The 20,904-nt window shown below is 57.9% G+C and carries 19 protein-coding genes; 6 read left to right on the top strand and 13 right to left on the bottom strand.

The window, feature by feature from the left end; genetic code table 11:
- From E1180_RS08210 to E1180_RS08165, 10 genes are all read right to left on the bottom strand, one after another.
- Complete coding sequence (locus E1180_RS08210) at window positions 1–801, bottom strand: inositol monophosphatase family protein (RefSeq protein WP_155190689.1); 801 nt, start codon at window positions 799–801, stop codon at window positions 1–3.
- 99 nt (window positions 802–900) lie between these two features.
- Complete coding sequence (der, locus tag E1180_RS08205; RefSeq protein ID WP_283404455.1) at window positions 901–2,328, bottom strand: ribosome biogenesis GTPase Der; 1,428 nt, start codon at window positions 2,326–2,328, stop codon at window positions 901–903.
- A 50-nt stretch (window positions 2,329–2,378) separates the two neighbouring features.
- Window positions 2,379–3,731: an outer membrane protein assembly factor BamB family protein gene (locus E1180_RS08200; RefSeq protein ID WP_208997009.1), complete on the bottom strand. Its 1,353-nt coding sequence runs from the start codon at window positions 3,729–3,731 to the stop codon at window positions 2,379–2,381.
- Window positions 3,728–4,411, bottom strand: coding sequence for a tetratricopeptide repeat protein (locus E1180_RS08195; RefSeq protein WP_155190688.1), 684 nt, complete (start codon window positions 4,409–4,411; stop codon window positions 3,728–3,730). The genes E1180_RS08200 and E1180_RS08195 overlap by 4 nt, the downstream gene beginning before the upstream one ends.
- Before the next feature lie 215 nt (window positions 4,412–4,626).
- On the bottom strand, window positions 4,627–5,202 hold the full coding sequence (locus E1180_RS08190) for an NnrU family protein (protein ID WP_155190687.1): 576 nt from the start codon (window positions 5,200–5,202) through the stop codon (window positions 4,627–4,629).
- Between the two features lie 215 nt (window positions 5,203–5,417).
- Window positions 5,418–6,551 (bottom strand): Gfo/Idh/MocA family protein, encoded by a 1,134-nt coding sequence (locus E1180_RS08185; protein ID WP_155190686.1) that lies wholly within the window; start codon window positions 6,549–6,551, stop codon window positions 5,418–5,420.
- Between the two features lie 9 nt (window positions 6,552–6,560).
- A complete protein-coding gene (locus tag E1180_RS08180) occupies window positions 6,561–7,325 on the bottom strand; it encodes a sugar phosphate isomerase/epimerase family protein (protein WP_155190685.1) in 765 nt (254 codons plus the stop codon).
- A gap of 138 nt (window positions 7,326–7,463) precedes the next feature.
- Entirely contained in the window at window positions 7,464–7,871 is a 408-nt protein-coding gene (locus tag E1180_RS08175) for a Fur family transcriptional regulator (RefSeq protein ID WP_155190684.1), read from the bottom strand.
- A complete protein-coding gene (locus E1180_RS08170; protein WP_283404456.1) occupies window positions 7,868–8,695 on the bottom strand; it encodes a metal ABC transporter permease in 828 nt (275 codons plus the stop codon). The genes E1180_RS08175 and E1180_RS08170 overlap by 4 nt, the downstream gene beginning before the upstream one ends.
- On the bottom strand, window positions 8,685–9,539 hold the full coding sequence (locus tag E1180_RS08165; protein WP_155190683.1) for an ATP-binding cassette domain-containing protein: 855 nt from the start codon (window positions 9,537–9,539) through the stop codon (window positions 8,685–8,687). Before E1180_RS08165 ends, E1180_RS08170 begins: the two co-directional genes overlap by 11 nt.
- 169 nt (window positions 9,540–9,708) lie before the next feature.
- Between E1180_RS08165 and E1180_RS08160 the strand changes: the two genes are divergently transcribed.
- Both E1180_RS08160 and pcaF read left to right on the top strand, forming a co-directional pair.
- A complete protein-coding gene (locus E1180_RS08160; protein WP_155190682.1) occupies window positions 9,709–11,094 on the top strand; it encodes a mannose-1-phosphate guanylyltransferase/mannose-6-phosphate isomerase in 1,386 nt (461 codons plus the stop codon).
- 223 nt (window positions 11,095–11,317) lie between these two features.
- Window positions 11,318–12,523, top strand: coding sequence for a 3-oxoadipyl-CoA thiolase (pcaF, locus tag E1180_RS08155; RefSeq protein ID WP_283404457.1), 1,206 nt, complete (start codon window positions 11,318–11,320; stop codon window positions 12,521–12,523).
- Between the two features lie 37 nt (window positions 12,524–12,560).
- Here the strand turns inward: pcaF and E1180_RS08150 are convergent, their stop codons facing one another.
- The gene (locus E1180_RS08150; RefSeq protein WP_155190681.1) at window positions 12,561–12,956 is read right to left on the bottom strand and encodes a hypothetical protein; all 396 of its coding nucleotides are present in this window, start codon (window positions 12,954–12,956) and stop codon (window positions 12,561–12,563) included.
- 260 nt (window positions 12,957–13,216) lie between these two features.
- Window positions 13,217–14,125, bottom strand: coding sequence for an allantoinase PuuE (puuE, locus tag E1180_RS08145; RefSeq protein WP_155190680.1), 909 nt, complete (start codon window positions 14,123–14,125; stop codon window positions 13,217–13,219).
- A gap of 171 nt (window positions 14,126–14,296) precedes the next feature.
- Here puuE and E1180_RS08140 point away from each other — a divergent pair, with 171 nt between their 5' ends.
- On the top strand, window positions 14,297–14,452 hold the full coding sequence (locus E1180_RS08140; protein ID WP_155190679.1) for a hypothetical protein: 156 nt from the start codon (window positions 14,297–14,299) through the stop codon (window positions 14,450–14,452).
- Between the two features lie 72 nt (window positions 14,453–14,524).
- Here the strand turns inward: E1180_RS08140 and E1180_RS08135 are convergent, their stop codons facing one another.
- Complete coding sequence (locus E1180_RS08135) at window positions 14,525–14,893, bottom strand: hypothetical protein (RefSeq protein WP_155190678.1); 369 nt, start codon at window positions 14,891–14,893, stop codon at window positions 14,525–14,527.
- Window positions 14,894–15,180: 287 nt separating this feature from the next.
- Between E1180_RS08135 and E1180_RS08130 the strand changes: the two genes are divergently transcribed.
- The 3 genes from E1180_RS08130 to E1180_RS08120 are packed head-to-tail and all read left to right on the top strand — an operon-like array spanning window position 15,181 to window position 20,835.
- Window positions 15,181–15,738: a PadR family transcriptional regulator gene (locus E1180_RS08130; protein WP_155190677.1), complete on the top strand. Its 558-nt coding sequence runs from the start codon at window positions 15,181–15,183 to the stop codon at window positions 15,736–15,738.
- A 25-nt stretch (window positions 15,739–15,763) separates the two neighbouring features.
- Window positions 15,764–16,867 (top strand): efflux RND transporter periplasmic adaptor subunit, encoded by a 1,104-nt coding sequence (locus E1180_RS08125; protein WP_155190676.1) that lies wholly within the window; start codon window positions 15,764–15,766, stop codon window positions 16,865–16,867.
- On the top strand, window positions 16,864–20,835 hold the full coding sequence (locus E1180_RS08120; protein WP_155190675.1) for an efflux RND transporter permease subunit: 3,972 nt from the start codon (window positions 16,864–16,866) through the stop codon (window positions 20,833–20,835). Before E1180_RS08125 ends, E1180_RS08120 begins: the two co-directional genes overlap by 4 nt.
- Window positions 20,836–20,904 lie beyond the last annotated feature (69 nt).

Below are 20,904 nucleotides of genomic sequence, written 5' to 3'. Positions count from 1 at the left end.
TTATTCCGCTGCCTCTAAAGGGGCGAATGAGCTTTCAGCAATTTCTTTAAGCTCGTCAAAAACGCCCGGCGCGCCCACAACGATCCGGGCGCCGTGATACAGCGAGCGGCTGATGTCCTGGTCCATGACCTTGCCGCCGGCTTCCTGGGTTATCAGCATTCCGGCAAGACAATCCCACGCGTTCATGTGAGATTCCACATACCCGATCAGACGGCCTGACGCCGCATAGGCCAGCATGAGGCCGCCGGATGCATTGCGGAAAAAGATGCCGCCTTTTGAAACAAGCGCCCCGACAACATTTACGGCATCGGTGACTGCCGAGCGGCCGTTGAAGCCCACGCCCACAGATCCGTTGGACAAGCTGTCGCTCGAAGACGCCTTGATCGGCGTCCCGTTCAGATAGGCTCCTCCCCCGGCATAGGCCGTGAAGGTCTCGTTCGCGACCGGATCATGGATGACACCGGCGATGACTTGACCCTGGTGCACACAAGCGATGATGACGCACCACTGCGGGATACCGGTTACGAAGTTAGCCGTCCCATCGATCGGATCGGTCACCCAGGTATAGCCGGACTCCCCCTCCTCCATGCCATGCTCCTCGCCGAGGATGCCGTCCTGCGGATAGGCTTTGGCAAGTTCCTCGCGGATCAGCAGCTCCACATTGCGATCCGCTTCCGACACGAGGTCCTGATGGCCTTTCTGGGTCACCGTCAGCGTGTCCAGCTTACGGAAATAGTCCAGCGCAAGCGCGCCAGCCTTGCGGGCAAGATCACTCGCGAACTCAAGACGTTCTGAGGCCATTCGGAAATCTCCTTCGATGTCAAAACAATTGTTCCGCGCGCCAAGAGCCGCGCGCGTGGTCAAAGGTCATGCCGGGTGGCCCGGGGGCCGCCCCTGATGTTACTGAATCTTCCGCTTTTTCTTCGGAGCGTATGGATTTTCGCCCTTCCGGTAAGACAGGCGGATCGGCGTTCCATGAATATTGAACGTCTGCCGCAATGAGTTCACCAGATAGCGTGTATAGCTCTCCGGCAGATTTTCCGGGCGCGAACAAAAGGCCACGAAGTGCGGCGGCCGTGTTTTCGGCTGGGTCATGTAGCGCAAGCGGACACGGCGTCCGGCAACGGCAGGCGGCGGATGGTTCACTGTCACCTTGTCCAGCCAGCGGTTGAGTTTGGCCGTAGAAACGCGCGCATTCCAGGCATCATATGCCTTGAAAACACTCTCCAGAAGCCGGTCGATCCCCTGCCCCTGAATGCCGGACAAAGTGGCAATTTGCACGCCCCGGATCTGATTGAAATAGCGCTCATTGGCATCGCGGATTTTCTTCCATGCCTCCTCGCGGTCCTCAATCAGGTCCCATTTGTTGATCGCAATGACCAGGGCACGGCCTTCACGGGCAACCAGGTCAATGATCTGCAGATCTTGCTTTTCAAAAGACATCGTTGCGTCCAGCGTCACAACGACGACTTCCGCAAATTTAATGGCGCGCAAGGCGTCAGCGACCGAAAGCTTCTCCAGCTTCTCCTGGACCCGTGCCTTTTTGCGGATACCGGCCGTGTCAAACAGCTTGATGTGCCGGTCATGCCAGAGCCAGTCGACGGAGATGGAATCGCGTGTGATCCCGGCTTCCGGGCCGGTCAGCATCCGGTCTTCGCCCAGCATCTGATTGATCAGGGTCGATTTGCCTGCGTTGGGTCGTCCGACAATCGCGACCCGCAGCGGCCGCTCCTTCGTGCCGACCGGGTCTTCATCATCGATGATCTCGCCGTCTTCATCCACATCGACATTGGTGACGGCTTCTTCGCGCTTTGCGTCTTCTTCCTCGGTGATGCGGTCCACATGGGGCTTCAGCGCATCATAAAGATCAGCCAAGCCTTCGCCATGTTCGGCCGAGATGGCAATCGGTTCGCCAAGACCAAGTGAGAAGCTCTCGTACAGCCCGCTTTCGCCTGCCCGCCCTTCCGCCTTGTTTGCCAGCAGGATGACAGGCCGTGTGGTCTTGCGGGCAACCTCGGCAAAATGGGCGTCGAGCGGCGTCACGCCTGCCCGGGCATCGATAACAAAAAGAACCGCGTCCGCTGTCTCAACGGCTTCTTCGGTCTGCCGGCGCATGCGCCCTTCGAGCGAAGACTTGTCCGCGTCTTCCAGCCCCGCCGTATCGATAATTGTAAAGCGCAAGTCGCCAAGACGGGCGTCCCCGGGCCGCCGGTCCCGCGTTACGCCGGGCGTGTCATCGACCAAGGCAAGGCGTTTTCCGACCAGCCGGTTGAACAGGGTCGATTTGCCGACATTCGGCCGGCCGATAATGGCGACAGTTGCGCCCACGATACGTACTCCTGAAAGGCGGGCCTTCGAAGCGGGCCCGTCCCGTATTATTAATTGAATGCGGCGACGCCGTCTTTATCGGTCAACACCACGACCCGGCCACCGGCTGCGATCGGGGTGACGAAAACGTCGGTATTGGTCCGCTGGGTCGTCATGATGTTACCCGAGGCAGCATCCACGATGGCCAATTGACCATCACTGGAGAACGCGACAAGCGCCCCATTTGCAAGGATCGGCCCCGCCCAGTTTCTACGGCGCTTTTTCTTTTCAGGCCGCGGCAGAGAGGTTGCCCAAAGGGTTTCGCCGCTCGCTGCATCCAGTGCCACCATACGGTCGTCCAAGTCTACCATGAACAGCGCATTGCCGGATGCAACCGGCGTATGCACACTGCCGAGGTCCTGGTCCCAGCGGCGCTGCCCGGTGCGAACATCCACAGCAACTGTCCGTCCGGATACCCCGGTCGCATAAACGGTGTTCCCGGCCACAACCGGGCTCGCCGATACATCCGCCAAACCTGACAGCGCAAGGGTTCTGAAGCCACGGGTCACACCATCAATCCAGGCCGGTTCGCCCGACTTGATGTCGATTGACATGATTTCACCCGATGAGAACGGAACGATGACCCGGTTTCCGGCGATTGCCGGATTGGCAGCAGATAGAAGACCCGCTGTTTCCTCAATTCCCGCATAGGTCCAGGCCACGGTGCCGTCGGCCTCGTTGATGGCATAGACCTCGTTGGACTGTGTGACCACAATCACGTGGCCTGCACCGGCGACCGGTGCACCACGGGCAGGTGTGTCCAACTCGGCGCGCCAGACCTCACGGCCCGACCCTGCATCAAGCGCGACCAGTTCCCGGTAGCTGGTTCCAACATACACACGCCCGCCGGAGACCGTGACACCGCCGCCAGGGCCGATATCGCGTTCACCTTCGGGCCGGAGATTTGCTGTCCACTGGCGTCCACCGGCAGTCGACAGGGCAACCACTTCGCCATTGGGCTTGTAAACATAGATCCGGCTGCCATCGCTGACCGGACGGGCGGAAACGCGAAGGGCAGACGATGTAAGACCGCGCCCGGATGTACCGACATTGGTTTGCCAAGCACGCGAACCGGACACGGAGACTGCAACATTGCCCGGATTATTGGTCAGCCCGCCACCGGCCGTTGTCCAGGATTGGCCGCCGCTGGCAGATCCAATCTTTGCGGCCTGGCCGAGAGCTTCGGTTGCAGGATCAACGCCGTCGAACACAGGCTGACGTTCACCAGGCAATGTCTTTTCGCGATTGAAAGGATTGGCATTGGTCGCAAAATCGCTAACGGAGCCACAGCCAGTCAAAAACAGGGAAAATGCAATTGCGCTGAAAACAATGCGGCCGGTTCTAAGGTTTCCGTTCAAAATCACTGGGTATTTCCTTCAGCAACAGATGCCGTTTCGCCGTTTGCGCCGCGAAGAACTGCCGCCATGAGAGCGACACGCTGACGGATGTCGGCCGGCGTCTCGGGATCATCTTGCAGCGCAGACACCCAGCGTTGGGCCTCTGCAGCGTCACCGGCTTTCCAGGCACTCAGCGCAAGGATTTCCCTTGCAGCAGCGCGGAATGGATCACGGTCGCCGGTCAGACGCTCAACGCGATCCGCAACCGCGGCATAGTCTTCGGTGTCGACCGCCAGATAGCCCGCCCGCAGGACGGCTACATCCCGAAGTGATTCCGGCAAGCCCGTATCACGGGCAATGGCATCGAATTCCGCCAAGGCTTCCGTTGTCTCACCGGTCTGTGCAAGATCCGACGCCGCACGAAGCGCAGCAAGAGCGGGATAGCCGCCAATTGAATTCTCAAGCGAGCCGTAAAGCTGGGCTGCTTCCTGGAAGTTGTCGGCCTCGGACAGCTCGATCGCTTCCAGGAATGTATCGCCTGCCTGCTGGGCCTGTGTTTGCTGCCAATAAAGCCAGCCGCGATAACCGGCTGTGCCAATCACGATCAAGACCGCAAGGCCAATGACATAATAGCCAAATTTGTCCCACAGCCGACGGTACTTCTCCTTGCGGATGTCTTCATCGACTTCACGAAAAATATCAGACATGCGTGTCTTGTTCCTGCATTCATGTACGTGCTTCCGGCGCCCACGCCGAAGCCTTGCCCCGATCAGAGGGGCGCACATTATCCATTTGAACCGTCGCGGGCAATTCCCTGTGCGGGCTTAAAACCATTGTTCATGGCGCAAGTTGGGCGGTTTCACCGAAAAACGGCGAAAGCTGTCCGTTTCAAGGAGCCCGTGGCCCGCAAATGCCCGTCTGTCTATGCCACCGGAACGCCAATCAGCCAGGGGTGAAGCTTGAATGCGAAAAGAGCATAGGCGGCAAGGCCAATGAGAATCACGATCGCGTCGCCGAAGCGGACCGGCACAACGTCATCTGGCAGGCCACCTGCGAGACCACGCTTTTTCACCGAGATCCGGTCCACCACCGCCCAGGCTAGAAAACTTCCGAACAGCAACAGGGATGCCAGATCGCCATTGGCCAGAAGGTGGGAAAACGCCCAGAGCTTCACCGCAACCAGCATGGGATGCTTCAACGCTTTCTTGATCCTGCATGGAACGTAGGCGGCGACAAAGAAAATGAAGGCCGGGATCATGAACAACAGCGTCAGATGAGATAACCAGACAGGCGGTGTGTAGATTTGGATCGCACGCGCCTCATAAGCCGTCCCGTAGCCCTTGGCGATCAGAACCACCCCGGCAAGCGACACCAGAGAATAGGCCACCTTGTAGCCGATTTCTCCGAGTTTTTGCTGCATTCCTAACCTGACCGTTGGAAACATTGGCAAACTATGCGCACCCAAGAAGAGTACGAGACCCGCAACGAGTAGTATCATGCTGTCCTCTCAAATCCCTCATCCGGACCGCGTCAGTCCGGCAGCAATTGAAGGACAATAGAAACTACGCCTGCCAGCTGCAAGAAGGCTGCATCTGGAATGAGCGGTTGCGAACAGCAATCGCCGAGCGGTCCCCCGGCACACAAAATGCTAGTGGTCCGCTTTGCCCCAGAAACGACGGTTGGATTAAGTGCTTGGTTTCAACGTTTGAAGTATCAAGCCAGAAGCCCGGCCGCCTGTTCCGGTGTCAAGGCTTCGGGCTTGCTGGCCGTGTGTGCGATATTAACAAAGGTTCCAGTCTCACCAGACCTCAAAATGGAATTCAGAACGTCCAGGGCGTGGAGCGCTCCGTCCAGTGAGCACCTCGGCTGTCCGCCCGTCTTCAAAACACGAACCATGTCCGCAAGCCCTGCCCCGCGATAATTCGCACGCTTTTCATAACCGTCGTTGAAATTGGGCACTGCAAAAGGATGGTCTCCGGCCTTAAGTGTTTCGGTGACACCGGAGGGCGATGCGAACTCCACGTCTCCGCCAAAAAAATTCGGATCCGGCAGGAACAATGTCCCTTTCGTGCCATAGATTTCGATGGGCGAGTGTCTGTGCGACCACACATCCCAGCTTGTCGACAAGGTAAAGGTCGCATCATTGGCAAACTCCAGCAGAGCATGGACGTTTGTCGGTGTTTCAACGTCGATCTTTTCGCCTTTACGGTCCCCGCTCCCGATAACGCGGGTAGCCATTCCGGATGATGACAGGGACGCCACCCGCCGGACGGGACCAATCAGATTGACAAGGGCAGCGATGTAGTAAGGCCCCATATCGAGAACCGGCCCCCCACCCGGCTTAAAGAAAAAGTCGGGGTTCGGATGCCAAGCCTCCATACCATGGGACATCATATGACAGGTTCCGCCCGTCACACGTCCGATCACACCGGTGTCGATCGCCTGCCTGGCGGTCTGCGGGGCACCGCCGAGAAACGTGTCGGGCGCACAGCCGACCAGCAGTTGTTTCCGGTCGGCCAGCTCCCTCAGGGCTAGTCCATCCTCCAAACGCAGCACCAATGGCTTTTCCGAATAGACATGCTTGTCATGCGCGAGGATTTCTCGCGACACCATGTAATGGGCGTCGGGTACAGTAAGATTGATGATGAGGTCAATGTCGTCCGCAGCCAGCAGATCACGGACCGTCATCGCTTTGACGCCATATTCGGCGGCGCGGACCTCGGCAGCAGACCGCCTCAGATCCGCACAGGCCTTGATTTCATACCCACTAAACACCCGTGCCAACTCGAAATAGGTTCTTGAAATATTTCCGCAGCCTATGATTCCGACACCGAGTGGTTCAGCCATTCAAGCCTCCTAAAATTTCCGCCCCTGAAAATAGCTGGACAGTGTTCCGAACGATCTCGATGCAAAGCGTTCAAGATCCGATGGCAGATCATGTTCTGCAACAAACAAGCGGGTTCCGGCGCCGGTAAGGGCGTGCAAATACGCTGTCCAATCGAGCACCCCGAAACCGGCGTCCGCCCATCCATCTTCCCCCTGGTTCGTGCCTGCGGGTGCAATATCCTTCACATGGGCCGAGGTGATGCGCTCACCGTGATCTGCAATCCAGCACAACGGATCCGAACCACCGCGGACGATCCAGGCAAGGTCGGCCTGCCAGGTCATGAGCGGCGCATGTTCCAGCAAAATGTCCATCGGAATCGCACCATCGGGTAAACCGGCAAACTCGAAGTCGTGGTTGTGCCAGGAAAAGTCCCGGCCTTGGTCCTGCCATTGGCGCGCCAGAGCATTCAAGCGGCCGGCAAGCTGCCGCCAGCCCTCCGCGTCGACCGGGCGTTCCGACGCATCAAGGTAGGGACAGATGATCGTTCCGATACCGAGTGAGGCTGCCACGGAGCGAACCCACTCCGGCCGCATTTCAAGATCCGCCAATGAAAAATGCCCCGATGGCATCGCCAGACCGGACGCGCTCAATTGATCGCCAAATGCTTCGGGATGTTCGTAACTGGGAGCATACCCTTCGACCTGCTCGTAGCCGATTGCCTTGAGCTTGGGCAGAACCGCTTCGAGCGGGGGAAAATTTCTGGCGCTATAAAGTTGAAAAGAAATAGCTTTCATTCACAACCCCAGAACAAGCGGATCGGCGGGACAGCCCAACGTCACCGCTTTCAAAAAAATAAAGATGCCTATCTGGGCGCTATCAGGCCCTACTTTTCTTCGAATGGCCAGCCCTGGATCGAAGGATGCCGGCAGTGATCAGTTCGCCGCCGCACACTTCTGGCAAACGCCGCGCAGTTCAATCGTGGTTTTTGAAAGCTGAAAACCTCTGTCTTGGGTCCAGTTTGTTAGAAGATCAATTGCCTCGTCCGGGGAGAATTCAACAACCTGGCCGCAAGTATCGCAGATCGCAAATGCTGCAGACTTGTGGCTGGCGCACCCTGAATGGCTGCAGGCCACAAAGGCATTCAGGCTCTCAAGACGGTGAACGAGACCGTACTCAACCAGTTTGTCGAGGGCCCGGTAGACCTGCAATGGCGCGCGGAAACCGCTGTCGCGCAAATGATCCAGAATGGCATAGGCCGTCAACGGTCCCTCCGCCTCGGTCAGAGACCCGAAAACGAGCGCCTGGTTCTTCGTGAGATGCGGATGGACATGCGCTGTCAAGACCGGCCTCCTTTGATGCGTGATCCCGCCCACTTCAAGGCGGAAAGTCCAGGCAAAAGACTCAATATGAAAATGCCCATCGCAGCCACAACGATCGATGGCCCGGATGGGGTATCATAATAATAGGAGCTGTAAAGACCGCCAACCACGGCCACTGCTCCAATAAGTGCGGCCATGACGGCCATATGCTCAGGGGAAGCCGCCACCCGGCGTGCTGCCGCGGCCGGGATAATCAAGAGAGCGGTGATCAAAAGGGCTCCTACGATCTTCAACGCAATCGCAATGACAACTGCATTGAGAACCATGAAAATCACCTCCGCCCGGTTTGGGCTCAACCCTTCCGCCGCCGCCAGGTCCGAACTCACCGTAGCGGCAAACAACGGGCGCCAGATTATTGCCAGCACAGCCAGGACACCGGCTCCTCCGGCATAGACCATGATGATATCAACGACCGTGACCGACAGGATGTCACCAAAGAGAAGTCCTTGAAGATCGATCCTGACCCAGGTCATGAAGGCCAGGCAGACCAGGCCCAGCGCAAGCGCGGAATGCGACAGAAGACCGAGCAATGCGTCAGAGGACAGCGTGTTGCTCCGCCGCAGCAGCATCAGCAGAACTGCGATCAGCACGGAGACGCCGCCAACGGCCAAGGTCGTGTTGATCTGCAAAAGCAGCGACAGTGCCACCCCCAGAAGGGCGGCATGAGAGAGTGTATCGCCAAAATACGCCATTCGCCGCCAGACGATGAAACAGCCAAGCGGACCGGCCACCAGTGCTGCACCAATTCCAGCGATCAGGGCCCGGGTGAAGAAATCATCCAACACGGGTCAGCCTACCTTCATTCTGACTTCCGGCTGCCGAAGAAGCTTCCTGGTCCGGCGCTGTGTGATGCTCGCCGGAGCAATCATGGCAAGTCGTACCATCCTTATGCTGCACCTTGCCGTCCGGCAAGTGCACGTGATCATGGTGGTGTTCATATACCGCCAGGGCGCCCCCTGCCCGTGCCCCGAACAATTGCTGATAGCTCTGATGCTTGCTGACGTCCGAAGGTGTGCCGCGGCAACAAACGTGGCCGTTCAGACAGACGACCTGATCGGCTGCTGCCATAACAACGTGCAGATCGTGGGAGATCATCAACACACCGCAACCATGCGTGCGCCGGATCTCCGAAATAAGCTCATAGATCGCAATTTCGCCCCCATAGTCGAGCCCCTGGACAGGTTCGTCCAAAACAAGAAGATCCGGTCTGCGCGCGATTGCCCGGGCCAGCATTACCCGTTGCAATTCTCCTCCCGACAGATGGCGCATACTGGCGTCAATAAGATGGCCCGCGCCGGTGAGCTCCAGGGAAGAGCTGCATTCGTCCGCTGTCAAAGGGTTGGTCAAACGCATGAACCGGCGAACGGTTAGCGGCAAGGTCCAATCAATGCTGAGTTTCTGGGGCACGTACCCAACTGTCAGCGCATTGCGCCTGTGCGCCGTGCCTTCCGTTGGCGACAGAATGCCCAGCGCCATCTTTGCCGTTGTCGACTTGCCTGATCCGTTCGGCCCGATCAGCGTAACAATCTCACCTGGCGCGACACTCATGTCGACACCGCGAACCAGCCAGTCGGTATTGACGCGAATGCCAGCCCGCGCCAGTTCGACCAGGTTGCCGTCAGATTTCATAATGGAGCCTTTGGCCATGTTTCAGGGCGCGGATCCCGCACCCGTGTAATGTTATTACACGTTTACTCTTCCTGCGTCTCTCTTGCAACAATGCTGATGCATGCTAACAATCTGTGCAGGACAATTGCGAGTTGCCATCAACACCTATAATGATTTCAAGGACTTTGGCATGATTTTTCCGTGTATACTTTCAGGTGGTATCGGGTCCCGCCTCTGGCCCTTATCCAGGAAAGACAGGCCCAAGCAATTCCTGCCGTTGTTTGGCGGCGAAAGCCTTTTTCAAAAAACATGCAAACGGGTGGCACACCCCTCCTTTTCCAATCCGATTGTAATTGGCAGCAACAACCATCGCTTTCTGATGGGGGAGCAGCTTGCAGAGATCGGTACAGAAGCAGAAGCCATTCTTCTTGAGCCAATCGGGCGCAACACCGCTCCGCCAGCTCTGATGGCAGCGATGCTGGCTTATGAAAAAGACAAGGATGCGCTCGTCTTGCTATTGCCGTCAGATCACCTCATCCGGAAGGAAGACGTCTTTTTGCAAGCCGTCCTGAATGCACAAGATGCGGCCAAGGGCGGTGCCATTGTTACCTTCGGCATTACGCCGACGGAACCCAATACCGGGTATGGCTACATCAAGGTCGCTGTGGGAACAGAGCCGGTGCGTCCGGTCGAAGCCTTCGTTGAAAAGCCGGACCTGGCGCGGGCCGAGGCCTTTCTGGCCGAAGGTGGCTATGTTTGGAATGCTGGCATATTCCTTTATTCCGCTAAGGCAATGATCGACGCTTTCAAGACCCATCAGCCGGATCTCTTTGATGCTGTTGCCGGTGTTATGGAAGGGCGCCATCAGGATCTCGATTTCATTCGGCTCGACGAAGAAAAGTTCTCCGACCTTGCCAATATTTCCATCGACTACGCCATCATGGAAAAAATCAGCAACGCGGTCTGTGCGCCGGTTGCGCCTGACTGGGATGACCTCGGCTCCTGGTCTGCAATCTGGGATGTTCTGGACAAGGACGCGGATGGGAACTCCGGTTTGGGGGATGCCCGTTTTCTCGACAGCACCAATTGCCTGGCCTATGCAGACCGGAATCTGGTGTCTGTAATCGGACTTGACGATGTCATGGTGATTGCGACCAGCGACAGCGTCCTGGTCGCGCACAAAGACAAGGCTCAGGATGTAAAGAAAGTCGTTGAGCAGCTTGAGGACGAAGGCCGCAGCGAAGTCGATGTCCATCCAAGGCTCTACAAGCCATGGGGCTACACGGAGCGCATCAATGCAGGCGACCGTTTCTCCGTTCAATCCATGATGATCAAACCCGGTAAGAAGCTCAGCTTGCAAAGCCATTTGCACCGCGCAGAACACTGGGTGGTCGTCTCAGGCACCGTTGAAATTACAATCAATGGCGATGCGAGGCTTTTGACCGAAAACCAGTCCGCTTACGTTCCCCTGGGCGCCCAGCATACGCTGCACAATCCCGGCAAAATCCCTGTCCGGATTATTGAAGTCCAATCCGGAACTTATCTCAACGAGGACGATATCCTGCGCCACGGCTAGAGCATCGGGCGTTTAATTTGAAACGCCCAACGATGGCCCGCCCCCCACAACCGGACAGCTTTGGGCGGTCAACCGAATGCGGTTTATCGCCTGCCAATCCAATGCATCACACAATTACCCCAAAACTTCGTTTTCCGTGATGCATGGTTGCAATCGGCAGACGAAAGAGCAAAACTGCACGCTCATGTATCGCGCCCCCTCAAGCTAAAATCAGGATACACCCGTGCACCACGCCTTTATCTGTGATTACGTCCGCACGCCGATTGGGCGTTTCGGTGGCAGTCTTGCTGCGGTCCGCGCCGACGATTTGGGCGCGATCCCGATTGAGGCCCTGATCGAACGCAACGGTGATGTGGACTGGAAAGAGCTGGACGATGTCTTTTACGGCTGTGCCAACCAGGCCGGTGAGGACAACCGAAATGTGGCACGGATGTCGTCCCTTCTGGCAGGTCTTCCCGACACTGTTCCAGGGCTTACACTCAACCGCCTGTGCGGCTCCGGCATGGACGCCATCCTCACGGCAGCCCGCGCCATCAAGGCCGGGGAGATCGACCTTGCCATTGCGGGCGGTGTCGAGAGCATGTCGCGGGCTCCCTTCGTGATGCCCAAGGCCGACACCCCGTTTTCGCGGAACGCGGAGATACACGACACGACTATCGGGTGGCGCTTTGTGAACCCGCTGCTCAAGGCCCAGTATGGGATCGATTCCATGCCGGAAACCGCTGAGAATGTCGCAGAGGAGTTCCAGATCAGCAGGGCCGATCAAGACGCGTTCGCGCTTCGTAGCCAGATCCGCGCAGGCGAAGCGCAAAACAGTGGGCGGCTCGCCGAGGAAATCATCCCGGTCATGGTGCCGAACCGGAAAGGCGACCCAACCCTTGCGGATCAGGACGAGCACCCGCGCCCGCATACGGGCATTGATGACCTGAGCGCCCTCAGAACACCGTTTCGCGACAATGGCACGGTGACCGCCGGAAACGCTTCGGGCGTCAACGACGGAGCTGCGGCCCTTCTGATCGCATCACAGGCTGCGGTCGAAAAATTCAACCTGACGCCGATTGCACGCATTATCGGCGGCGCCACTGCGGGTGTCCCGCCGCGCATCATGGGGATCGGCCCGGCACCGGCAACACGCAAGCTCTGTGCCCGCCTCGGACTGGCACTGCCAGAATTCGATGTTGTTGAACTCAACGAAGCTTTTGCCGCCCAGGCCGTTGCCGTTTTACGCGACCTTGGCCTTCCCGAAGACGGCAACATGATCAACCCCAACGGAGGCGCGATCGCTCTTGGCCATCCTTTAGGCATGTCGGGCGCGCGGATCACCGGCACTGCAGCACTTGAGTTGAAAAAACGCGGCGGCAAGCTCGCGCTAGCAACAATGTGTATTGGTGTCGGTCAGGGAATTGCGGTCGCCCTGGCAGCTGCCTGACTTTGGGCTCGAAACCAGACCTTCGGTGTCGTCTCTTTTAGATATCTATTCCCGGTGCGCGCGGCCGGTTGACGGCGTCCCAGTCCTCTAGGGTCATCGGGCCCCGCATGCCTGCCGGCCGTTTGTTGGGCTTGGCCTGCTCCGCCGCTTCTTCAAGTTTCTCCGCAAGATTTTCCATGAGGAAGGTTGGAAGGCTGAATATGACGACCAGCACGGTCTTGGCTTCCTCGTAGGACCGTGACCAATGGCCTGTCCCGGGCAAATCAAACTTGTCTAGGGCCCGGTCTGCAAGATCTTGAACATCGGGGAGCTTCAGTATGTGCGGCGCGAGCGAGGCTTCGATATGCTCGTGGCTGCTCGAAACGTAAACAGCCGATGCCATTGCAAAGGCGAAGAAAATCAGAATGTGCGCATTCCGGCGGTAGAAACTCATGACAACTTAAACCAATGGTTAACAAATAATTAATTTATCAAGAGTTGTAGGTTGAGGCCATGCGGCGGGCAACACCAGGCGTGGAAATCCTCAGAAAGAAATCGCGTTATGGTTAATGCGCCGGAGCGGCCGCCATCGACGGGCGGCCGGTAAGAGTATCAGGCGTTTTCTGCAAAAAGCACGACGCTCGGCAACGCCACGGTCGATCAGCGGGTACCGCCCCCCCCGGGCGCCAAAGAATGGAAACTTGGCCAGCTGTCTTACCGGCTGTGATGCGCGTGCCAATGCCAGGCAATCTCAATCCGCTTGGCAACCCAAACGTCTTCAAAGCTCGCGATGTAGTCCAGGAAGCGCTCCAGCGCGGCTGCCCTGCCCGGTCGTCCGATCAACCGGCAATGCAGGCCGATGTTGAGCATCTTCGGCGCGCCTGCTTTGCCCTCTGCATAAAGAACGTCAAATGCATCCTTCACATAAGAAAAGAACTGGTCCCCGGAGTTAAAGCCCTGGGCGGAAGCGAAACGCATGTCATTCGTATCAAGCGTGTAGGGAATAATGAGGTGGTCACCGTCCGGCCCATCGACCCAATAGGGCAGATCGTCGGCATAACTGTCTGAACTATAGAGGAAACCTCCCTCCTCCATAACGAGCGCCTGTGTTTGCATGGAGCACCGCCCGGTGTACCAGCCGAGCGGTCGTGCGCTTGTGACCTCTTCATGGACGCGGATCGCTTCACGCATCTGCTCGCGCTCTTCGTCCTGCGGCATATCGGCGTGTTCGATCCACTTCAGCCCATGCGATGCGATCTCCCAGTCCGCTTCTTTCATGGCAGCGACGGCCTCGGGATTGCGCATCAATGCTGTCGCGACACCATAAACTGTCACCGGAAGCGACCGGCTGGTGAACAGCCTCCATAACCGCCAAAACCCCGCGCGTGAGCCATACTCGTAAATCGATTCCATGTTCCAGTGGCGTTTGCCCGGCCAGGGCTGCGCCCCTACGATCTCCGACAAGAAAGCTTCCGATGCCGGATCGCCATGCAGAATGTTGTTCTCGCCGCCTTCCTCGTAATTCAACACAAATTGAATAGCGATTTTCGCGCCGCCTGGCCATTGCGGATCTGGCGCCGTCCGCCCATAGCCAACCATGTCGCGTGGATAGGAAGCACTCATTCTGATCTCCGTTGTCACCTGATTCCAGCAGGAAACAGGAACCTGGCACGCTGCGCAACGGCGGCTGTGCCACCATCGGCATTTTTGCCGGTATTTAAAACTTTAGAGATCGTGTTATTCAGGTTTTATATTATCAGATATACAACTTTACCGGCAAACGGGAGACTGCTGATGTTCGACAGGTCTGGACAGCTGAAACTGTCATCCGCAGGTTTCCTGCTCCTGATGACCGCTGCCGCCATGGTGATCTTCGCCCATCCAGCGCACCATGACGGAGGCGAGACCATTCATGTGGTCCACACGGTCTATCCCACACAACACCCATGACTGTAACCGCCGCTGCAGGGTTCCGTCCGGCAAGCCAAGTTAATGAGCATCTGCCGAATGCAATGGCACCGACTACCGGCGCTCGGGCGCTCTTGCGGGGACAAGCACCGGTTCCAACTGCAAATTCTGTGGCGTCAGCCGCTGTTTGAGACCCGGTCCAGATCCAGCGTCATCCTCTTTCTCACCAACCAGCATGATCGCCGACCCGATCACAACCGACCCAAGGGTGACAAACAGACCAAATCCAAGCATCAATACCGGAAGGACCGGATCGTCCGCCGTGGATATCAAATAGCCCAGGTTGCCGATGTTCATATAGAGGACCGCTGATGTCACAAAAACGGAGATGAAGGTCCCGGTCATGCCATTCACCACAAGAAGCCGCATCAAAGGATTTTCCGGCAAGTACCGTTTTGCGACGGTTTGAAGGAGAGTAAACACGGCCTAGCCCCGCTGCTTGGTTGGCGATTTACCGGTAAGCTAGCGCAATTTTTCTCGGGCGCCACCCTGTCATTTTGCCCCGGTGTTTCATGCCGGGGTGGTTAAGACTCGATTCAGCCTCTCAAAAAATTGTGCGCTGCACTCTTGCTGTTTATCTGAACGATATATATTTATTCGATATATCGGTCCGGCATAATGATTTCTGACAGTGCAGCCGCAATCCAATTGCGGCCGGAAATCGTAACGGCCGTGATACCGGAACAGGCGTTCCGGGAACGGAGACGTCCATGAGTGTACGCAGTCTTTGCCTTGCCATCCTCTCGTTCGGAGATGCTACAGGCTATGAAATCCGCAAGGAATCCACCGAAGGGCGGTTCAGCTACTTCGACGATGCAAGCTTCGGTTCAATTTACCCTGCGCTTGCGCGATTGGAAGCCGAAGGGCTCGTCACTGTCCGGGAGGAAGCTCAATCCGGAAAGCCGGCACGGAAGGTGTACTCCATCACCGAGACCGGCAGAACCGAGTTTATTGCCACCCTCTGCGAACCTCAGGCGCCTGACACGTTCAAGTCACCGTTTCTGCTCATTGCTCTAAACGCGGCGCAGCTGCCGCCTGTTGTACTGAGGCGTGCGCTCGACCGCCGCAAGGCGCAGGTTCTGGAGGAACTGCGCCACCTTGAAGACACCGAACACGACAAGGAATGCCCGCATCCCGGCTCAACCTGGACCCGGAATTACGGCATTGCCTGCATGAATTTCACACTTCGCTATCTCGAAGAGCATGGCGAGGCCTTGATCAAAATCGCTGAAGATGCTGCGCAGCCTGCCGCGGCCGCAGCGGAATAGATATACGTTTTTGGAGTTTCACCCGATGCGCATCAAATTCTCCTATCTTCTGGCCACAGGTATTGCAGTTGGCATCGGAATTTGGATGTCGAGCGGCACGGTTGTGGTCGGCGGCGTTGGCGACGGAGCCAACGCAGTCCCTGCCCCCGCCGACCGCGTGAATGAAGGACGCGAAGAAGCGTTCAAGGTCGAGGTCGCAAAGCTGGTCGCACTGGATCGCCAGTCGGTTCTGGAAGTGCGCGGACGGACGGAGGCCGAAGCCAAGGTTGCCGTGCGCTCCGAGACAGTCGATGACGTCATCCGGCGGCCGGCGAAAGAAGGGACACACGTCTCCGCGGGCGAAATCCTGTGCGAGCTTGATCCTGGAACCCGTGAAGCGCGTGTACTTGAAGCAAAAGCCGCTTTGGCCCAGGCCCAACTCGACCACGACGCTGCAAGCCAACTGGTGACCAAGGGCTTTACCGCGCAAACCCGCGCTGCTCAGACACAGGCCCTGCTTGACGCGGCCAGAGCCCGGTTGAAAGAAGCCGAGCTGGAGCTGGAGCGCACAATCATCCGTTCTCCCATCGACGGCACCATTGAGAGCCCAATGGCGGAAGTCGGCGCGCAACTCGACAATGGCGGCATCTGCGCAACTGTCGTGAATTCTGACCCGATGATCGCAATTGGCCAGGTGAGCGAACTCAACATCGGTCAGATCTCGATCGATATGCCGGCAGAAGTCAGCCTGGTAACCGGTGAAACCCTGACGGGACGTGTGCGCTACATTTCACCGTCTGCAAATCCCGACACCCGGACCTTCCGGATTGAAGTTGAACTCGCCAATCCGGACGGGACGGCGCGCGATGGGATCACAGCACTCACGCGGCTGGCGCTGCCCGTTGAAAAAGCACACAAAATTACCCCTGCCTTTCTGACCTTGAGCGACACAGGTGAAATTGGCGTGCGTGCCGTAAATGCCGACAACAGGACCGCATTTTATCCTGTGACGGTTCTGGGCGGAGAAGAGGATGGCCTTTGGATTACCGGGCTTCCTGACGAGATCACTGTCATTACCGTCGGACAGGAATATGTGGGCGACAACGAAATTGTCGACCCGATCTTTAAGACCGCGGAGGTCACCCAATGATTGATATGCTCGAAGGCGTCCTCAGACGCCCCAAGACAGTTTTCGTCTTGATGTTGGCTCTGCTGGTGGCCGGTGTTTTCAGCTACATCAGCATTCCCAAGGAAGACAGTCCGGACATTGATGTTCCGATCTTCTATGTCTCCGTCGGACAACAGGGCATTTCTCCTGAAGATGCCGAGCGGTTGCTTGTGCGGCCCATGGAAACGGAGCTGCGCGGACTCGACGGCCTGAAAGAAATCACGGCAATCGCCTCTGAGGGTCACGCTGCCATCATCCTCGAGTTCGACATTTCTTTCGACAAGGACGAGGCATTGTCCGACGTCCGGGACAAGGTGGATGCGGCAAAGGGCGAACTTCCCGCCGACGCGGACGAGCCGACGATCACCGAGACCAACTTCGCGCTGGTTCCGACAATCACGATTGCCCTGTCGGGCAGTGTTCCGGAGCGGACACTTTATCAGCACGCACGGCGGCTGAAAGACGTTGTCGAGGCGATTGACACGGTTCGCTCGGCCGATCTCAAGGGCCACCGGGAGGAGCTGCTCGAAGTCCTGATCGATTCCCAAAAGCTTGAGTCCTACGCAATTACCCAGCAGGAGCTTCTGGCATCCCTGTCTGAAAACAACCAGCTGGTTCCGGCCGGCTATATTGATGGCGGGCAAGGCCGCTTCAACGTCAAGGTACCCGGCCTTGTCGAGACGGCGCTTGATGTCTACTCCCTGCCGATCAAGCAGTCTGGCGAGGGCGTCGTCACCCTGCGCGATGTCGCCGATATCCGCCGCACCTTCAAGGATGCGGATTCCTACACCCGCGTGAACGGCCAGCCGGCAATCGCGCTGGATGTGACGAAGCGGATCGGCACTAATATCATCGAGAACAACATTGCCATCCGCGCTGCCGTAGACGAGGCGACGAAGGATTGGCCAGAGACGATCCAGGTCGATTACATGATCGACATGTCCTCGAACATCTTCGAGGTTCTCGGCTCCCTTCAATCGTCGATCATGACCGCGATTTTCCTTGTGATGATCCTGGTTCTTGCCGCGCTTGGCCTACGCTCCGCGCTGCTGGTCGGCCTGGCAATTCCGACCTCCTTCATGGTCGGCTTCCTCATCTTGTCCGGTCTTGGATACACCGTGAACATCATGGTCATGTTCGGCCTGGTGCTTACCGTCGGGATGCTCGTGGACGGCGCCATCGTGATGGTCGAATACGCAGACCGTAAGGTCAGCGAAGGCATGGAGGACCGGGAAGCATTCATCCGGGCCGCCCGCCTCATGTTCTGGCCGATTGTGTCCTCAACCGCGACAACACTGGTGGCCTTCCTGCCGATGTTGCTTTGGCCGGGTGTTGCGGGCGAGTTCATGAGCTACCTGCCGATCATGGTCATCATCGTCCTGACGGCGGCCCTTCTCACGGCCATGGTCTTCCTGCCGGTCACCGGCGGTATTTTCGCGGCAATTACCCATTTCCTGAACCGCTATGCAGCAGCTGTCCTCGCTGTGCTCATCGCGGCAGTCAGTTCCGTTGCAACGCTCGGCTTCTTCGGTGTCCAGCCAGGGAGTCCGGAATTCGGTGCGCAGATTTCCGCAGCTCCGCTTGCCATCCCCGCCGCAGCCCTGGTTCTGCTCGGTGTCGGCATAGGGTCGTTCCTGGTGTTGCGTCCTTTCGTGCGCCGCCGTAAGGAGCGTACGGCCCTGCAGGTGGACATCGAGAGCGAAAAGCCGCTCAAACGCTATCGGTCGGTCACGTTCGTATCGCTCGCGTTCGAGGCTGTCGCGGTCGGGTTCGGGGCCTACTTCGCGTTCTTCCTTCTGTCGACCCGCCCGGACATCGTTGTCGGGCCGATCACGTCCGTGTTCGTCTTCTTATCCGGTTTGGCACAGCCGCTTGCGGCACTTTCCAATCCCATCGCCATTGACGTCGGCTTTTATCTGGTCGTGGCCGGGCTCACACTCTTGGCGATCTGGGCTGGTTATCAAGCGATCTCACCGCTTGTGCATTTGTGCGAACGTCTTTTCGGAGGCGTCCGGACCAAGCTCGGGTTCAATGCTGAAGACGGCAGGACTGAAACCGCCAAACCGGACGATCTTCGCTTTGATCCGTCCACAGCAAGCGGTTTCACCGGGCTTTATGTCCGCCACCTGAAACTGCTGGCCGGCAATCCGATTGGCAATGTGCTGACGATTGTCGCGGTGCTGGGCGCCTGCGCCTACATCTTCACGAGCTTCGCGACCAACCCGACAGGTGTCGAGTTCTTCGTTGACGAAGAGCCGGACCAGGCGGTGGTGCTGGTGTCCGCCCGTGGCAACATGTCGGCTCTGGAATCCTTCGAGATTGTGCAGCAGGTGGAGGCGGAAGTCCTTCAGACGACCGGCATTCAAAACGTCATCACCTCCGCGTTTCCGCCAGGTGGCGGCAGCGGGCCGGATTTCATTGGCGGGGTTCAGGACAAACCCGGTGATGTCATCGGTGAGATGACACTGGAGCTGGCCAAATATTGCTGCCGCCGGACAGCCGCCGAGATTTTCGCCGAGATCCGGGATCGTACGGCCGATATTCCCGGCGTAAAGGTGGAAACCCGTAAAATCGAGGGCGGCCCGCCGACCGGCAAGGATATCCAGCTGGAGGTCAAGTCCACCGACTATGATACCATGGTCGCCGAAGTCGCCCGGATCCGCGCGCATCTGGACCAGATGGAGCACCTTCTGGACCAGGAAGACGACCGCCCGTTGCCGGGTATTGAGTGGCAGATCGCCATCGACCGGGAACAGGCCGGCCGCTATCAGGCAGGCATTGGCTCTGTGGGGGCAATGGTTCAGCTGGTCACCAATGGTGTGCTCATTGGCAAATACCGGCCGACAGATTCCGAAGATGAGGTGGACATCCGCGTCCGCCTCCCATCTGATGAACGGACTCTGGACCGTTTCGACCAGCTGCGCCTGCAGACACCTCTGGGACTGGTTCCGATTGCGAACTTTGTCGACCGGGCGCCCGAGCCCAAGGTCTCGTCCATCACGCGCCGTGACGGCCTCTATTCGATGATGTTGAAGGCAACTGTCGACAAGGCCGCTATGGACGAGGACGGAAAACCCATCACGGTTGATGCAAAGGTACAGGAGCTGACGGCCTGGCTGGATTCGCAGGCTTTCCCGGATAACGTTTACCTGCAGTTCCGGGGGGCAGACGAAGATCAGAAGGAATCGGGTGAGTTCCTCATGCGCGCCATGATGGCCTCCCTCTTCCTGATGTTCCTGATCCTGCTGACCCAGTTCAACTCGTTCTACCAGACGTTCCTCACCCTCTCCACGGTGGTCATGTCGGTCATGGGCGTCCTCCTGGGCATGATGCTGACGGGACAGAAGTTCTCGATCATCATGACCGGGACGGGCATCGTGGCTCTGGCGGGGATCGTGGTGAACAACGCCATCGTGCTGATCGATACCTATAACCGGTTCCGCCATGACGGCTTCGAACCGCTGGATGCGATCCTGAAGACGTCGGGTCAGCGGATACGTCCGATCCTTTTGACAACCGTGACAACGATTGTCGGCCTGATCCCGATGGCAACCGCCGTCAATCTGGACTTCTTTACGCAGACTGTAGCGGTCGGCGGCATTACAGCGATCTGGTGGATCCAGCTGTCCACGGCGGTCATCTTCGGCCTGGCTTTCTCCACTGTGCTGACCTTGATCATGATCCCGGTCATGATTGCGATGCCAAGCACCTGGATCAACAGCTTCACTGCGATCTGGAGCTGGGCGATGAGCCGCAAGTCTGCCAGACAGCCGGTATCAGACGAAAGCCCGGATGTCCCCGAGGCGCCGTCAGCCGGTCTCGAGCAGGATGTGGAGTGGACCGACCCGCAACAGGAAAAGGAACGCCCTGCAGCGCAAGTGGTCTCCATGCCCAAACCGGCGCCGCCGAAGGTTCCGCCGCAAAAGGAAACCCCGCTCGCAGCCGAGTAAGGCACTGCGAAACAATGTTTCCAAGAAAAGCCGCCGGGCCGATCCGGCGGCTTTTTTCATGTTTGCAAA

Origin of the sequence: Roseibium denhamense (genome assembly GCF_009711415.1) — a bacterium.
Classification (GTDB): domain Bacteria; phylum Pseudomonadota; class Alphaproteobacteria; order Rhizobiales; family Stappiaceae; genus Roseibium; species Roseibium denhamense.
The sequence above is the reverse complement of the archived record's forward strand: the minus strand, read 5'-3'. Positions and strand labels throughout refer to the sequence as shown.

What these genes read in the sequence shown, in the direction of transcription:
- E1180_RS08160 (WP_155190682.1), top strand. Translation starts at nt 9,709, where the DNA reads ATGATTTTTCCGTGTATACTTTCAGGTGGTATCGGGTCCCGCCTCTGG.
- E1180_RS08150 (WP_155190681.1), bottom strand. Translation starts at nt 12,956, where the DNA reads ATGAGTTTCTACCGCCGGAATGCGCACATTCTGATTTTCTTCGCCTTT.
- E1180_RS08140 (WP_155190679.1), top strand. Translation starts at nt 14,297, where the DNA reads ATGTTCGACAGGTCTGGACAGCTGAAACTGTCATCCGCAGGTTTCCTG.
- E1180_RS08130 (WP_155190677.1), top strand. Translation starts at nt 15,181, where the DNA reads ATGAGTGTACGCAGTCTTTGCCTTGCCATCCTCTCGTTCGGAGATGCT.
- E1180_RS08185 (WP_155190686.1), bottom strand. Translation starts at nt 6,551, where the DNA reads ATGGCTGAACCACTCGGTGTCGGAATCATAGGCTGCGGAAATATTTCA.
- puuE (WP_155190680.1), bottom strand. Translation starts at nt 14,125, where the DNA reads ATGAGTGCTTCCTATCCACGCGACATGGTTGGCTATGGGCGGACGGCG.
- E1180_RS08125 (WP_155190676.1), top strand. Translation starts at nt 15,764, where the DNA reads ATGCGCATCAAATTCTCCTATCTTCTGGCCACAGGTATTGCAGTTGGC.
- E1180_RS08210 (WP_155190689.1), bottom strand. Translation starts at nt 801, where the DNA reads ATGGCCTCAGAACGTCTTGAGTTCGCGAGTGATCTTGCCCGCAAGGCT.
- E1180_RS08190 (WP_155190687.1), bottom strand. Translation starts at nt 5,202, where the DNA reads ATGATACTACTCGTTGCGGGTCTCGTACTCTTCTTGGGTGCGCATAGT.
- E1180_RS08165 (WP_155190683.1), bottom strand. Translation starts at nt 9,539, where the DNA reads ATGAAATCTGACGGCAACCTGGTCGAACTGGCGCGGGCTGGCATTCGC.
- E1180_RS08120 (WP_155190675.1), top strand. Translation starts at nt 16,864, where the DNA reads ATGATTGATATGCTCGAAGGCGTCCTCAGACGCCCCAAGACAGTTTTC.
- E1180_RS08195 (WP_155190688.1), bottom strand. Translation starts at nt 4,411, where the DNA reads ATGTCTGATATTTTTCGTGAAGTCGATGAAGACATCCGCAAGGAGAAG.
- E1180_RS08180 (WP_155190685.1), bottom strand. Translation starts at nt 7,325, where the DNA reads ATGAAAGCTATTTCTTTTCAACTTTATAGCGCCAGAAATTTTCCCCCG.